Source organism: Kitasatospora sp. NPDC088861 (genome assembly GCF_044750105.1).
Lineage (GTDB): Bacteria > Actinomycetota > Actinomycetes > Streptomycetales > Streptomycetaceae > Kitasatospora.
This window is the reverse complement of sequence record NZ_JBIVJF010000002.1, coordinates 420,315-434,386: the sequence shown is the minus strand read 5'-3', so window position 1 is coordinate 434,386 and position 14,072 is coordinate 420,315. Positions and strand designations below refer to the sequence as shown.

Annotated in this window: 6 protein-coding genes; 1 reads left to right on the top strand and 5 read right to left on the bottom strand. The window is 72.4% G+C overall.

The window, feature by feature from the left end:
* Positions 1–93: 93 nt before the first annotated feature.
* From ACIP37_RS05705 to ACIP37_RS05685, 5 genes are all read right to left on the bottom strand, one after another.
* On the bottom strand, positions 94–789 hold the full coding sequence (locus tag ACIP37_RS05705; protein ID WP_400802987.1) for a formyltransferase family protein: 696 nt from the start codon (positions 787–789) through the stop codon (positions 94–96).
* Positions 790–794: 5 nt separating this feature from the next.
* Positions 795–2,033, bottom strand: coding sequence for a cytochrome P450 (locus ACIP37_RS05700; protein ID WP_400802989.1), 1,239 nt, complete (start codon positions 2,031–2,033; stop codon positions 795–797).
* Complete coding sequence (locus ACIP37_RS05695; RefSeq protein ID WP_400802992.1) at positions 2,030–3,823, bottom strand: beta-ketoacyl synthase N-terminal-like domain-containing protein; 1,794 nt, start codon at positions 3,821–3,823, stop codon at positions 2,030–2,032. The genes ACIP37_RS05700 and ACIP37_RS05695 overlap by 4 nt, the downstream gene beginning before the upstream one ends.
* A gap of 66 nt (positions 3,824–3,889) precedes the next feature.
* A complete protein-coding gene (locus ACIP37_RS05690) occupies positions 3,890–5,716 on the bottom strand; it encodes an amino acid adenylation domain-containing protein (protein WP_400843336.1) in 1,827 nt (608 codons plus the stop codon).
* Positions 5,713–11,721 (bottom strand): acyltransferase domain-containing protein, encoded by a 6,009-nt coding sequence (locus ACIP37_RS05685; protein WP_400843333.1) that lies wholly within the window; start codon positions 11,719–11,721, stop codon positions 5,713–5,715. The genes ACIP37_RS05690 and ACIP37_RS05685 overlap by 4 nt, the downstream gene beginning before the upstream one ends.
* Positions 11,722–12,507: 786 nt before the next feature.
* Here ACIP37_RS05685 and ACIP37_RS05680 point away from each other — a divergent pair.
* Positions 12,508–13,881: an MFS transporter gene (locus ACIP37_RS05680; protein WP_400843330.1), complete on the top strand. Its 1,374-nt coding sequence runs from the start codon at positions 12,508–12,510 to the stop codon at positions 13,879–13,881.
* The last annotated feature ends 191 nt before the right edge of the window (positions 13,882–14,072 follow it).

Sequence of the window (14,072 nt, the reverse complement as noted above, 5' to 3'; positions counted from 1 at the left end):
GACGACGGGCTCGGCGGTCCAGTCCGGTGCCCCGCACACGCGTGGTGTGCGGGGCACCGGCTCCAGGGTCACCCGGGCGTCACAGCCCGGCCGTCACCCTTCGTGCAGGGCCCACTTGCTGCTGTCGACCTGCACCGTTCCGGGCAGCGCGATGAGTTCGGGCTTGAACAGCGGTGGCGCGCCCATCGCGGGCTCCCAGGTGGCCAGCTTCTCGTCCTGCGGAACCTCGATCCGCCGGTCCGCGGTGAGGTCGGCGACGACCTTCAGGAGCAGTCGCACGCCGAGCGGCGCCAGGTGGTCGCGCCACAGGCTCTGCGCGGTCGAGCCCGGAGGCACGAACAGGTGCTCCTGGGCGGCGAGCGGGCCCGCGTCCGTGCGCTCGGTGAGGTGGTAGACGCTTCCGCCCGTCACCTTGTCGCCGTCGCGGATCGTCCACCGGATGGCGTCCCGGCCGCGGTGCAGCGGCAGCAGGCTGGGGTGGTACCCGATGGTGGCGACGGCGGCCCGGGCGCGGGTCTGGCGGCCGAGGAAGGCGTGCGAGTGCGCGGCGACGATGATGTCCACCCCGTCCGGGATGTGCCGCGCGCGCAGTTCGGCCGAGTCCGTCCACGGGACGTCCTTGTGGTACGCCCAGGAGCGCAGGCGGTCCCAGCACATCGCGTCGCCCTCGTCGGACTTCCCCTTGCGCAGCCGGGGGGCGGCTGCGCCGACGATCTTGTGCCCGTCGTCCGACAGGGCTTCCGCGACCGCGACCGCGAATCCCCCTTGTCCTGACATGTAGATGTTCATCCGGATCAGTCGACCTCTTTCAGTCCGCGGTGGTCGGGCTCGAACCGCACCGGCATCGTGGAGAACCCGGTCAGGAAGTTGGACCGGATCCGCAGCGCCTCCTCGGTCTGCTCGAACCCGGTGGTGAAGTCCCGCAGGGCCGTGAGCAGTTCGGCGATCTCCACCTTGGCCAGGTACGAGCCGACGCAGAAGTGCGGGCCGTAGCCGAAGGCCAGGTGCTTGTTGGGGGTGCGGCCGAGGTCGAACACCCCGGGCCGCGCGAAGACCCGTTCGTCCCGGTTGCCGGAGGCGTGCCAGAGCGTGACGATGTCGCCCGGGCGCAGCCGTACGCCGTGCAGTTCGGTCTCCCGTACGGCGCTGCGCCCGAAGTGCATCGTGGGAGAGGCCCAGCGCAGCACCTCGTCCACGGCGGTCTCGACCGCGACCTCGCCGTGCTTGAACCGCCGCCACTGCTCGGGCCTGGCGGCGAGCGTGTGGACGCAGTCGATCATCGTCAGCCGGCTGGTCTCGTCGCCGCCGATGATCAGGCTGTAGCAGTTGAGCACGACGTCCTCGTCGGACAGCGGCACACCGTCGATGGAGCTGCCGATCAGCATGCTGATCACGTCGTCGCCCGGGGACTCGCGCCGCTCCTCGACGACGTCCAGGAAGTACATCAGGATCTCGTTGCGGGCCATCTCGGAGTCGACCTCGTCGACGTCCTCGTCCTCGGCCGACAGCGCGGTCTTGGTCAGGCCGAGCAGGTAGTCCCGGTCCTGCTCGGGCACGCCGAGCAGGTTCGAGATCGTGGTCATCGGGATCCGGCCGGCGATCTCCTCCGCGAACTCGCAGCCGCCGGACTCGACGGCCTCGCGGATCCACTGCCGGGTGTTGACCCGGACCGTCCGCGCGACCTCGTCGAGCACCCTCGGCGAGAGCACCCGCTGGAGAATCTTGCGCAGTTCGTGGTGCCGGGGCCCGTCGGTGACGGCCAGCATCCGGCCGGCCCCCGCGTCGCCGCCCTCCAGGAGCGTGACGAGCACGTTGCCGCGCTCGGACGTGAAGTTCGCGTTGTCCCGGTAGGTGGCCATGATGTCGTCGTGGCGGGAGAGCACCCAGAACCCCCGGCGGCCGTCGACGGGCGGGTTCCAGTGCATCGGGGCGGTGTCCCGCAGGGTGCGCCAGAACCCGTCGAGGTCGTGGTCCGCGAAGGTGGCCGGGTCGCCCAGGTCCACGGTGTCCGGTGCCGGCGTGCTCATGGTCACCAGTCCGTGCGCCAGAACCGGCGCGGCTGGAACGGGTAGGTGGGCAGCGGCACGCGGCGGCTGGCCTCCCCCAGGTGCAGGGCCTCGAAGTCCACCTGCTGGCCGGTCACCCAGGCGGCGGCCAGCTCGGACAGCGCCCGCGCGTCCTGGCCGGACGGCACGATCCCGTTGTCGTTGCGGGAGAAGCGGGAGAAGGAGCCCGGGTCCGCCTGCGGGGCGGCGGCGGTCGTGGTGGCGGGGCCGCGGGCGGCGTCGTCGGACAGCGCCGCGATCAGCTCCGCGCGGCTGCGGACCACGGCCGCCCACCGGCGGGCCATCACCTTGCGGCCGAGGTTGAGGCTGAAGCAGACGTCGTCCAGGCGCAGGTCGGGGTCGGCCTCCAGCCGGTCCTTGAGCCGCGCGCGCTGGCGGGCCAGCGCGTCGTCGTCCAGGGCGGACAGGGTGGCCAGCCGCGGCCGGCCCTCGTCCTCGGGGGCGCGTCCGGCGGCCGTCGGGGCCTCCTCCAGCAGCAGGTGCGCGTTGTAGCCGCCGCCACCGATCGAGGTGATGCCCGCGCGGCGGATGCCGGCCTCCGGCTCCCAGTGCGCCCCTTCGATCTGCGGCACGAAGGGGGTGCTGGGGAAGTCGAGGTCCTGGTTGACCTCGGTCAGGTTGATCGTCGCCGGGAGCGTCTTGTGGTGCAGCGCCAGCGCGGCCTTGATCGCGCCGAAGCCGCCCGAGACCACGCCGCCGTGGCCGACGTTGCCCTTGACCCCGCCGATCGAGGTGGTCGCGGTCTGCTTCCCGAACGCCATGGTCGCCGCGTGCACTTCGAGCTCGTCGGTCATCGGCAGGCCGAGGCCGTTGGCCTCGTACATGGACACCGTGTCCGGGGTGACGCCGCCGACCTCCATGGCGTTGGCGATGCAGGCGCTCAGCCGCTCGGGCTGGGCCAGGCCGTACGCCATCGCGCTGACGCCGTTGTTGTTGACGGCCGAGCCCTTGACCACGGCGTAGATGTGGTCGCGGTCGGCGACGGCGTGGCCCAGCGGCTTCAGCAGCACGGTGACGACCCCGCTGGACAGCGCGGTGCCGGTGCCGTTGGCGTCGAACGGGCGGCAGTGGCCGTCCTTCGACAGGATGCGGTTCTCCTCCCACAGGTGGCCGCGCGGGTGCGGCAGGCGGACCATCGCGCCGCCGGCGATCGCCAGGTCGGTCTGGCCGAGCAGCAGCGACTGACAGGCCAGGTGCACCGCGTAGTGGAAGCCCGCGCAGACGGCGGCGACGGTGACGGCCTCACCGATGAGCCCCATGTAGTACAGCGCGTTGGAGGTCATGGTGTCCGGCGACCACGCCAGGCTGGCCTCGATCGCCTCGGGGCCGACCGACACCCGGTCCGGCGGGGAGCTGTAGAGCGCGGCGGTCTGCGGGTTGTTGGCGCCGTACATGCCGATCTCGGCCCTGAGCCGGTCCGGGTCGTAGCCGCCGTCCTCCAGCGTCTCCCAGGCGCTCTCCAGGAACAGCCGGTTCTCCGGGGTCATCGCGGCCGCCATCCGGTCGCTGATGCCGAACACCGACGGGTCGAACTTGTCGTACGTGTCGAGCACGCCGCAGGCCCGCACGTAGAACGGGCTGTGGATCAGGGTCTCGTCGACGTGGATGTCGTCCTTGGCCAGGAACGACACGGACTCCCGGCCGTGGACGAGGTTGTCCCAGAACTGCTCCTTGGTGCGGGCTCCGGGCGCCCGCAGGGACATGCCGATGACGGCCACGTCGCCCGGGTCGTAGTCCTGCTCGGGGTTGTCGGTCATGGGGAGGCTCCTGCTTCGTTTCGAGTGAGGGTGACTCAGCGGCCGCTGTACGCAGACGCCGGCGGCTCAGCGGCCGGTGGCGCCGCCGCGGCCGCGCAGCGCGGCCCGACGGGTGTTGGCGCGCGCACGGGCGGACTGGACCGCCTCGGGGGTGGCGCCGCTCTCGTCGTCGAGCCAGCGGGCGAGGGAGGAGATGTCGCGGAAGCTGAAGAGGTCGGGCACCCGGACGCGGCGGTCGAAGCGCCGGGTCATCAGCCGGGCGAGGCGGATGAGCAGCAGGGAGTCCCCGCCGAGGTCGTAGAAGGCGGACTGCACGTCGATGCTCGACGGTTCGAGGTCGAGCAGCTGGCCCCAGATCTCCGACAGGGCCAGCTCGGTCGGCGTGCCGGCGGCCGTCAGGGGCCCGCCGCTGTCGGCGGCCGGCGGCTCGGGCAGCGCGTTGCGGTCGAGCTTTCCGCCCGGCCCCAGCGGAAGGGCGGCGAGGACCACGAGCGTCGCGGGCACCATGTAGTCGGGCAGTTCGACGGCGAGCCTGCCGGTGACGGCGCTCTGGAGCGCGGCGTCCAGCCGGGGGCCGCCTTGCGGCGCGTCGTCGCCGGCGGGCACGACGTAGCCGACGAGCCGGTTGCCCCGGACGACGGCGGCGGCCTCCCGGACTTCGGGGCAGCCGGTCAGCCGGGCCTCGACCTCCTCCAGCTCGATGCGGTAGCCGCGCAGCTTGACCTGGTGGTCGGTGCGGCCGAGGAAGCGGAGTTCGCCGCCGTCGGTGAACTTGACGACGTCCCCGGTGCGGTACATCCGCTCGCCGTTGCGGAACGGGTCCGGCACGAAGCGTTCGGCCGTGGTGCGCGGCCGGTTGACGTAGCCGTGCGCGAGGCCGGCGCCGCCGAGGTAGAGCTCGCCGGGCTCACCGGCCGGGAGCGGCTTCAGCTGCTCGTCGAGCACGTAGACCCGGTCGCTGGTCGTCGGCGGGCCGATCGTCGGTTCGTCGGTCCCGTCCTCGGGCACCGGCCCGAACGAGCAGAAGACCGTCCCCTCGGTGGGGCCGTAGGCGTTGAACACCCGGTCGGCGCCGGTCTCCCGGTAGGTGCGGTCCACCAGCTTGCGGCGCAGGGCCTCGCCGCCGAACACGACCGTGCGCACGTTCGGCGGCAGGGCACCGGCGTCGAGCAGGCTGTTCATGACCGAGGGGACGACGTTCAGGTGGGTGATCCTGTCGGCGTACCGGCTCTCCGGCAGGTGCACGGCGCTCTCGACGAGCACGACGGCGCCGCCGCGGCACAGCGCGTTGAAGATCTCCATCACGGACAGGTCGAAGCAGACCGAGCTCGCCGCCGAGACTCCGCTCAGGTCGCAGCCGTCGAGGACCCGGTCCATCTCGGCGAGCATCGCCACGCAGCCGCCGTGCCGGACGGCCACGCCCTTGGGTCTGCCGGTGGAGCCCGAGGTGTAGATGACGTACGCGGTGTCGCCGGGCACGACCGCCACGGGCTTCGCGCCGGGCTCGGTCGTGACGTTCTCCCCGAGCACGACCACGGTCGGGCCGGGCGGGCAACTGGCCCGGGACGCGGGGGTGGTGAGCAGCAGGCGGGTCCCGCTGTCCTGGACCATGAAGGTCAGCCGGTCGGCGGGGTAGTTCGGGTCCAGCGGCAGGTAGCAGGATCCGGCGCGCAGGGCCGCCAGGATGCCGACGAGCAGGTCGGGGGTGCGCTCGACGCAGATGCCGACCGGGACGCCGGGGCCCGCGCCGTCGGCGACCAGCCGTTCGGCCAACTCCCGGGAGCGCTCGTTCAGTTCGCCGTAGGTCAGGACGCCGGCGTCGGAGTAGACGGCGGTCGCGTCGGGGTTCTTGAGGGCCTGCTCGACGAACGCGGAGTGCAGGGTTTCGGTCACCGGTCCGTCTCCTCGGGGAGGCCGGTCGGCGCGAAGTCGCCGATGGCCTGGTCGGGTTGGGCGATCGCGTCGAAGAGCACGGTGCGGTACAGCGCGAGCAGTGCCGTCACGGTCTGCCTTTCCAGGTAGCTCGGTTTGAACTGGACGTGGCCGGCCACCTCGCCGTCGATGTCGGCCATCGAGATCTCGAGGTCGAACTTGGCGAGGTGCCTGCGCACCTGAAGCGGTTCGAGCGGCAGCGCGCCGTCGGGCGTGATGGTGTCGCCGATGCCGTGGAAGAGCTTGACGGACCGGGGGAACGCGTCCGAGGACAGCCAGTTGACGACCACGTCGAACCACGGGGAGCGGCCCTCGGCCCTCGGCGGCCGCAGCTGGGAGGCCAGCAGGTCGAGGGGGTAGTTCATGTGCTCCAGGAGGCCGAGCGAGAAGGCGTGGACCTCGCGCAGCAGCTCGCGGAAGCTGCGGTCACCGGCGGGGTTCGCCCGCACCAGCACGGTGTTGAGGTAGTAGCCGATGGCGGATTCCCAGCCGGGTTCGGCGCGTTGGGCGATGGCGGTGGCCAGTACGGCGTCCTCGGCGCCGACCGCGCGGTTGAGCGTGGCGAAGAACCCGGCCAGCACGACGGTGCTGATCGACACGCCTTCTCGTACGGCGAACTCCCGCAGCAGGCGGGTCTCTTCGGCGCTCCAGCGGAAGGCGAGGTCGCGGCCCTCGTAGGTGACGCCCGGCGGCCGCTCCTTGGTGGACAGGTCGAGGTGGGCGGGCGGGTCGGCCAGCTTCTGCGACCACCAGTCCAGGGCCGCGCCGGCCGCCGGCCCGGCCAGCCACTGCCGCTCCCACGCGACGAACTCCGTGTACGGGACGACCGGTGCGCTGTCGGCGGGGTCGGCGCCCTCGTAGAACTCCTGGAGTTCGCGGATCATGACGTCGGCCGACGCCGCGTCCGACGCGATGTGGTGGACGAGCACCAGCAGGTAGTGGTCCGCCGGACCGCGCGTCATGAGGACGATCCGCACCAGCGGCCCGTTGTCCAGGTCGAGCGGCTCGTGCCCGTAGCGGGCCAGTTCCTCGCGGGCCTGTTCGTCGTCCAGGTCGGTGCCGTCCGCCACGACGAACTCGTACACCGGTTCGTCCAGGATGACCTGGTACGGGCTGCCGCCCGCCTCCACGAAGAGGGTGCGCAGCGCGGGGTGGCGCTCCATCACGGCCCGTACGGCGCGGTCCAGGGCCTTCTCGTCGACGGCGGTCCGGATCCGGGCGGTCACCATGAAGTTGTAGGGCACGGCGTCCGGCGCGACCATCTGCATGAACCACAGCGAGGCCTGGCCGTGCGAGGCCGGTGCCAGTGCGAGGCCGAGGCCGTCGGCGCGCAACTGGTCCAGGGCCGGTGCGTCGGTGGCCTCCAGCAGTCCGCGCGCGTCCAGTTCGTCCACCAGCTCCTCGGCGTCCAGTTCGGACAGCTCGTCGAGGTACGTCCGGTCCGGCTCGGCCTCGGGGGCCGAGGCGGGGGCGGGGGCGGCCGACGGTACGGGCGGTGCCGTCGCGGGCGCGGCCGGTCCGGCGGTGAGCTCGACGAAGTGGCCGACGACCTCGGAGATGGACCGGCCGTCCAGGAACACCACCGGCGACACCCGGTGCCCGAACAGCGACTGCAGCCTGTTGACGAGGCGGATCGCCAGCATCGAGTCGAGGCCGAAGTCGAGCATGCTGGCGTTCACGTCGAACCTGCTCACCGGCACGCCCAGCGCGTCGGCGAGCTCGGCGAGGACGACCTCCGCCACCGGCCGGATCTCCGTCGGCTGCTCCTCCACCACCACACGGGCCACGGGCGCGGCCGCGGCCTCGACGGCCGGGGCCGGCGCCCGGACGGGGCGGGGCTCGGTGTCGATCCAGTAGCGGTCCTTCTGCCACTGGACGAGCGGCGTCTCCACGACCTCGACGTCGTCGGCGAACAGCGGGTCGAAGGTCAGCGGCAGGCCCCTGACGTACAACGACGCGGCGGCACCCAGCAGGCAGCGGACGTCGCTCTCGTCGCGCCGCAGGGAGTTGATCGCGTGCACCTCGGCGCCACGGGTCAGCGCGATCTCCTCGACCGCGCCGCGCAGCGTCTCGTGCGGGCCGATCTCGATGAAGGTGCCGACGCCCTGGTCGACCAGTGCGCCGATCGTCTCGGCGAACCGGACCTGGTTGCGCAGGTTGTGCACCCAGTAGTCGACGTCGGCGACCGGGTTCACCGTGTCGGCCAGTGCCGTGGAGTGGAAGTCGATGCCGGGCGTCAGCGGGGTGATGCCGTCGATGCCCGCGCGCAGCGGCTGGAGCAGCGGGTCCATGCCGGGGCTGTGCACCGGCCGTTCGACCCGGATCCGCCGGGTCGAGATCCCGTCCCGCTTGAGGTCGGCTTCCAGGGCGTCGACGGCTTCGGGCGAGCCGGAGACCGCCGCGCTGGTGGGGCTGTTGACCACGGCGACGGCCGCGTGCGCGGCGTAGGGGGCCAGCCGCGGCAGCAGCTCCGCCTCCGGCAGGTCGACCGAGATCATGGCACCCGCGGCGGCCTTGCGCTCCAGCAGGTGCGACCGGGCGACCACCACGCGGGCGGCGTCCTCCAGCGACAGCGCGCCGGCCACGCAGGCGGCCGCGACCTCGCCCAGGCTGTGCCCGACGACGGCGGTCGGCTGGATGCCGAGTCCGAGCCAGACCTTCGCCAGCGAGACCTGGAGGGCGAACAGCACCGGCTGCTGGAAGTCCATCTCCTCGTACCCGGCCTCGTCGGCCGGGGCGGCGAGCCGGTCGAGCACCGAGCAGCCGCCGGCCGCGCGCACGGCGGCGTCGCAGGCGGTCATCCAGGTGCGGAAGCCGGCGTGCGAGCGCAGGAGTTCGCGGCCCATGCCGACCCACTGGGTGCCGCCGCCGGAGAACACCAGCGCGACCCGCCGGTCGACGGTGCCGGAGACCGTGCCCGTGACGACGTCGGGGTGCGGCTGGCCGGTGGCGACCCTGGCGAGGCCGTCCAGGACGTCCTGCCGGTTGCGGGCGAACAGGGCGATCCGGTGGTTGTGGTGGGTGCGCCTGGCGGCGAGCGTGTAGGCGAGGTCGGAGACCCGCAGGCCCGCGTCGCGTTCGACGTGGTTGGACAGCTCGCGGCAGGTGTCGGCCAGCGCGCCGGCCGTACGTGCGGTGACAGGGACGAGGTGCACCTGCTCGTCGGCGGCGGCGTCGCACCGGCCGGGCGTGACGTGCCGCCCGCGGTCGCCCGCGAGGAAGGGGTGGGCCGCGACGGGGAGGCCGGCGGTGTACAGGGCGCCGAGCGAGCCGAGCAGGGTCGAGGCCTCGTCGGCGCCGCGGCGCAGCGAGGGCAGGGTGGTCGCCGTCAGGATCTCCGACACCGACTTGAGCAGGACGGGGTGCGGGCTGATCTCGATCACCGCGTCGACGTCGTGGTCGCGCAGCTTCGTCAGGGCGTCGACCACCCGGATCTCCCGGCGCAGGTTGTCCGCCCAGTAGTCCGGCCCGAGCTCGGCACCGTCGACGCGTTCGCCGGTGACCGTCGAGATCATCGGGATGCGGGTGGTCCGGGGCCTGATGCCGTCGAGTTCGACCTTCAGCGGGGCGAGGACGTGGTCGACCAGCGGGGAGTGCGGGGCGTGGCCCATCCGGACCCGGTGGTTGGTGACGCCCGCCGCGGTCAGCCGCTGGACGAGGTCGTCGATCTCCTGCGGTGTGCCGGTGACCAGGGTGGAGTTCAGGCCGTTGTGGCCGGAGACGGTGAGCCGGCCGGTCAGGTACGGCCCGACCTCGTCGGCGGCGGTCATCACCACGATGCCCTCGCCGCGCCCCACGGCGAGCTGCTGGAGGAGCCGGCCGTGGTGGGCGGCCAGGCGGGAGGCGTCGTCGAAGTCGAGCGCGCCGGCGATGTGGGAGGCGGCGAACTCGCCGACGCTCTGCCCCACGACGACGTCCGGCTCCACCCCCAGCGAGCGCCAGGCTTCGGCCAGCGCGACCTGGAGGGAGAACAGCAGCGGCTGGAAGACGTCCATGTCGTCGATGCGGCCGTCCGGGGACATCAGCTGCTCGACGAGCGAGAAGCCCAGCAGCTCCCGCATCCGCCGGTCGGACTTCATCATGGACCGGCGGAACACGGGCATTCCGGCGAGCAGTTGCCGGCCCATGCCCACCCACTGCGAGCCGTTGCCCGAGAACAGGAAGGCCACCCGCGGCCTGCGTCCGGCCCGCTCCCCGACGCTCAGCCCGGCGGCCGTCGCCCCGCTGCCGAAGGCGTCCAGCTGGGAGCGGAGTTCGGGCATGTCGCGGGCGGTGGCCGCGAGCCGGAACGGGCCGTCGCCGGGCGTCCGGCGGCAGAGCTCGCGCAGGTCGCTCTCGTCGCGCAGCGCCCGGGCCCGCTCGGCCAGCGCCTCCCGGGAGTCCGCGGCCAGCAGGAGCAGCGAGCTCTCGGGGCGCGGCAGTTCCTCGACGGCGACGTGACAGATCGCGCCGCCGAACCCGAACGAGCTGACGCCGCCCCGGCGGGCGTCGGAGCGTCGCGGCCACGGCGTCAGCCGGTCCTGGACGGTGAGGTTGTACTCGTCGAACATGATCTGCGGGTTCGGCGCGCTGTAGTGCAGGCTCGGCGGCAGCACACCGTTGCGCATCGACATCGCGAGTTTGACCAGGCCGACGATGCCGGCGGCCGCCTCCAGGTGCCCGACGTTGGACTTGACGGACCCGAGCCGCAGCGGCTCCGTACGGCCGCCGCCCAGCACCGCGCCGATCGCGTTGGCCTCGATCGGGTCGCCGAGGGGCGTCGCGGAGCCGTGGCACTCGATGTAGTCCACGAGGTGCGGGGCGATGCCCGCCCGCTGGTACGCGGTGCGGAGCATCTTCTCCTGCGCCTGGGGGTTCGGCGCCGTCATGCCGTTGCTCAGACCGTCGTTGTTGGAGGAGCTGCCCTTGATCAGGCAGTACACCGGCAGGTCGCGTTCCAGTGCCACGCTCAGCGGGGCGAGCACGACGACGCCGGCGCCCTCGCCGCGGACGTAGCCGTTGGCGCGGGCGTCGAAGGACTTGCAGCGGCCGTCCGGGGCGAGCGCGCCCATCGCGTCCATGGCGGTGTAGTAGTCGGAGACGAAGCTCAGGTTCACGCCGCCGGCCAGCACCAGGTCGCTCTCGCCCAGCCAGATCGACTGGCACCCCACGTGCACCGAGACCAGCGATCCGGCGCAGGCGGCGTCGATGGCCATGCTCGGGCCCTGGAGGCCGAGGACGTAGGAGACCCGGTTGGCGATGATGCCGTCGTGCATGCCGGTCGCGGTGTGCGGGGTGATCTGGCTGTCGGGGCCGCGGTAGTGCGCCAGGGCGGCGTAGTCGCCCCAACAGGAGGCCATGAACACGCCGGTGTCGCTGTCGACCAGGCTGTGGGGCGCGATGCCCGCGTCCTCCAGCGCCTCCCAGGACAGTTCCAGGATCAGGCGCTGCTGCGGGTCCATCTGGACGGCTTCGCGGGGCGAGATACCGAAGAACAGCGGATCGAACCGGTCGATGCCGTCGATGAATCCGCCCCAGCGCACCCTGTCGTTCAGCAGCTCGCGTCGCGCGGCCGGTACCGGCCCGACGGCGTCGCCGCCCTCGACCAGCAGCTGCCAGAACGACGACGGGTCCGGCCCGCCGGGGAACCGGCAGCCGATGCCCACGATCGCGACGGGCTCGTGCGAGGGCAGGCGGCGGCGCTCGGCACTCGGGGCGGGCTCCGCGGCACGCGGACCGTCGACGAGCGCACGCGCCAGCCCGTCGACGGTCGGGTACTGCCACATCCAGGTGGCCGGGACCTGCCAGCCGAGGAACTCGGACAGCGAGGCCGCGAGCGTCACCGATCTCAGCGAGTCCAGTCCGTACCGGTGCAGCGGCGCCGAGCGGTCCACCGCGCTCGCGGACACGTCCAACAGCTCGACAACACGGGAAAGCAGGAAATCCGTTACGGCGGAAATGTCTCGCGCTGCGCGCTTTCGGGGCACGGCGACTCCCTCAACAGGGCGGATGGAATGGACGGGTGGAGCTTCACGGCCGACCGGTCGGGGGGGTTCGGTCCGCACCCGGGCAGCCGGACACGGGGGCGGCTCATGACGCGGAGGGTCCCCTTCGCCGCATCACGTTCCTGGGTGGGGCCGACGGTTGGCATGCGGATGGGATCGGCGTTTCCGATCTCCGCGTTCACAGCGAGTGAGAACTCCCGTTCGTGTACCGCTGTTTCGGCTGGCGGCGCAGCTCGCTCTCACCGCGGGAGAAATCACGGGCATCTCTGGGTCACATCGGTCCGCGGGTGCATCGACGACAGGATCGCGTACGCGGATTCTTCACCTGCACGGCTACTGTCGATGGGCTCCAAGGTCCATTTGGTCAAGCGCGACGAGTATGCTGATGGAGGCAAAATGGATCGTCAGTGCTAATCCGACCGGCGGACAGCAGAGTGCCAGTTTGTTAATGGTGAGACAAGCGCCATTCGAGGGCCGGTTGAGGCAGTGGCGAGATTTGATCTCCAAGTGTCCGGTTCGAGTTGGAGCTGTCGGCGGTCCGAAATGGCGCCTCGACTCAGCAGCGCCCCCGCGTCACCGCGCCCCGGCCGGGACAGGCGCACGACCCCGCGAAAGGCGCGCTCCACCGGCACGCGATTGGGGTAGACAGCGGCTGAGTGACCCATGCAAGCTGACCCCCATGGCAGTTGAGAATCTTGATGCGGCGTCAGTCGATGCCGACCGTTCCTTAGCCGGTCCCACCGGCCGCGACGTCGACGGCAGGCCCGCATGACCGACGCCACCGATACCACCGACAGCACCGACACCGCGGTCAAGCCGGCGCTCCGGCCGGGACTGGCACTCGGCGTACTGGCCGGGGCGCTCGCCCTGGACGTGAGCGGTCTCGGAGTCCTCAACGCCGCCCTGCCGTCGGTCGGAGCGCGCTTCGACCTGGACGAGACCACGCTCCAGTGGGTCATGACCGCCTACGCCGTCACGTTCGCCGGCTTCCTGCTGGTGGGCGGCCGACTGGCCGACGTCCTCGGCCGGCGGCGGGTGTTCGAGGTCGGGGTCGCCCTGTTCACCGTGTCCGCGCTGGTCGGGGCGCTGGCCCCGGACACCGCGGTGCTGCTGGGCGCGCGCGCCGCCCAGGGCATCGGCGCCGCCCTGTCCGGGCCGGCCGCGCTGGCCCTGCTCACCGAGACGTTTCCGGCCGGTCCGGCGCGCAACCGGGCCTTCAGCGTGTACGCGGCGGTCGGCGCCGCGAGCTTCAGCGGCGGGGTGCTGCTGGGCGGCGTACTGACCCAGTTCTTCGGCTGGCGTTCGGTGCTGTGGTTCTCGGTGCTGCTGGGGCTCGCCGTGCTGGCCGCGACCCGCGCCGGACTGCCCGGTGGCGCCGGGCACAGCGGCCGACTGGACCTGCCCGGCGCGATCACGGGCACGCTCGGACTCACCCTGCTCGTCGTCGGCGTGAGCAGCGACGGCGCGACGGCGTGGATCGTCCTCGGCGCCGCGGTGGCCTTCCTGGCGCTGTTCCTCGTGCGCGAGCACCGCACCGCCGACCCGGTGCTTCCGCTCGCCCTCTTCCGGATCAGGCCGGTCCGGGCCGCGAGCCTGGCGGCCTTCCTCCAGTACATGGGATCGGTCGGGCTGCTGTTCTTCGCGCCGCTGTACCTCCAGGGGATGCTGGACTACTCCCCCTTCGAGTCCGGTCTCGCGCTGGTGCCGATGTCCCTGGCCGTGTTCCTCACCGCCAACTTCGCCACCGGACGCCTGCTGGCCCGGTTCACCCCGCGCACGCTGATGGCGGTCGGCCTCGTCCTGATCGGCGGGGGTGCCGCGCTGTGGCTGGGCACACCGCACGACGGCGGCTACGTGCAGTACGTGCTGCCCGGCCTGGTGCTCAGCGGCATCGGCCAGGGGCTGAACTTCCCCTCGATGACGTCCGCCGGGCTCACCGGAGTCCCGGCGCGGCAGCACGCCGTCGCCGGGGCGGTGAACGTCGTGGCGCAGCAGATCGGCGCGAGTGCGGGCGTCGCGGTGATGGTCCTGGTCGCCGCGACCGGCACGGACCAGCTCGCCGGCTACCACCTCGCCTACCTCACCGCCGCCGGCGCGTGCGTCCTCGGTGCGGCGGTCATCGCCGTACGACGGCAGGCCTGAGGGGCCCGGCCTACCGGCTCCCGGGGTTCGGGGTTCGGGGTTCGGGCGAGATCATGCGGAAGGGCGGCGGGCGGCCCCCCCGGGGGGGGGGCGCCCCCCCCCCGGCCGGCCGGCCGGGGGGGGGGGGCGCCGGGGAGTGACAAGGGGTTTGCGCCAGGGGGTTTTTTGGCGGACAGAAACCCCTGTGGTTT

Coding starts and splice junctions, on each gene's coding strand:
- ACIP37_RS05705 (WP_400802987.1), bottom strand. CDS start 789: ATGAACATCTACATGTCAGGACAAGGGGGATTCGCGGTCGCGGTCGCG.
- ACIP37_RS05695 (WP_400802992.1), bottom strand. CDS start 3,823: ATGACCGACAACCCCGAGCAGGACTACGACCCGGGCGACGTGGCCGTC.
- ACIP37_RS05680 (WP_400843330.1), top strand. CDS start 12,508: ATGACCGACGCCACCGATACCACCGACAGCACCGACACCGCGGTCAAG.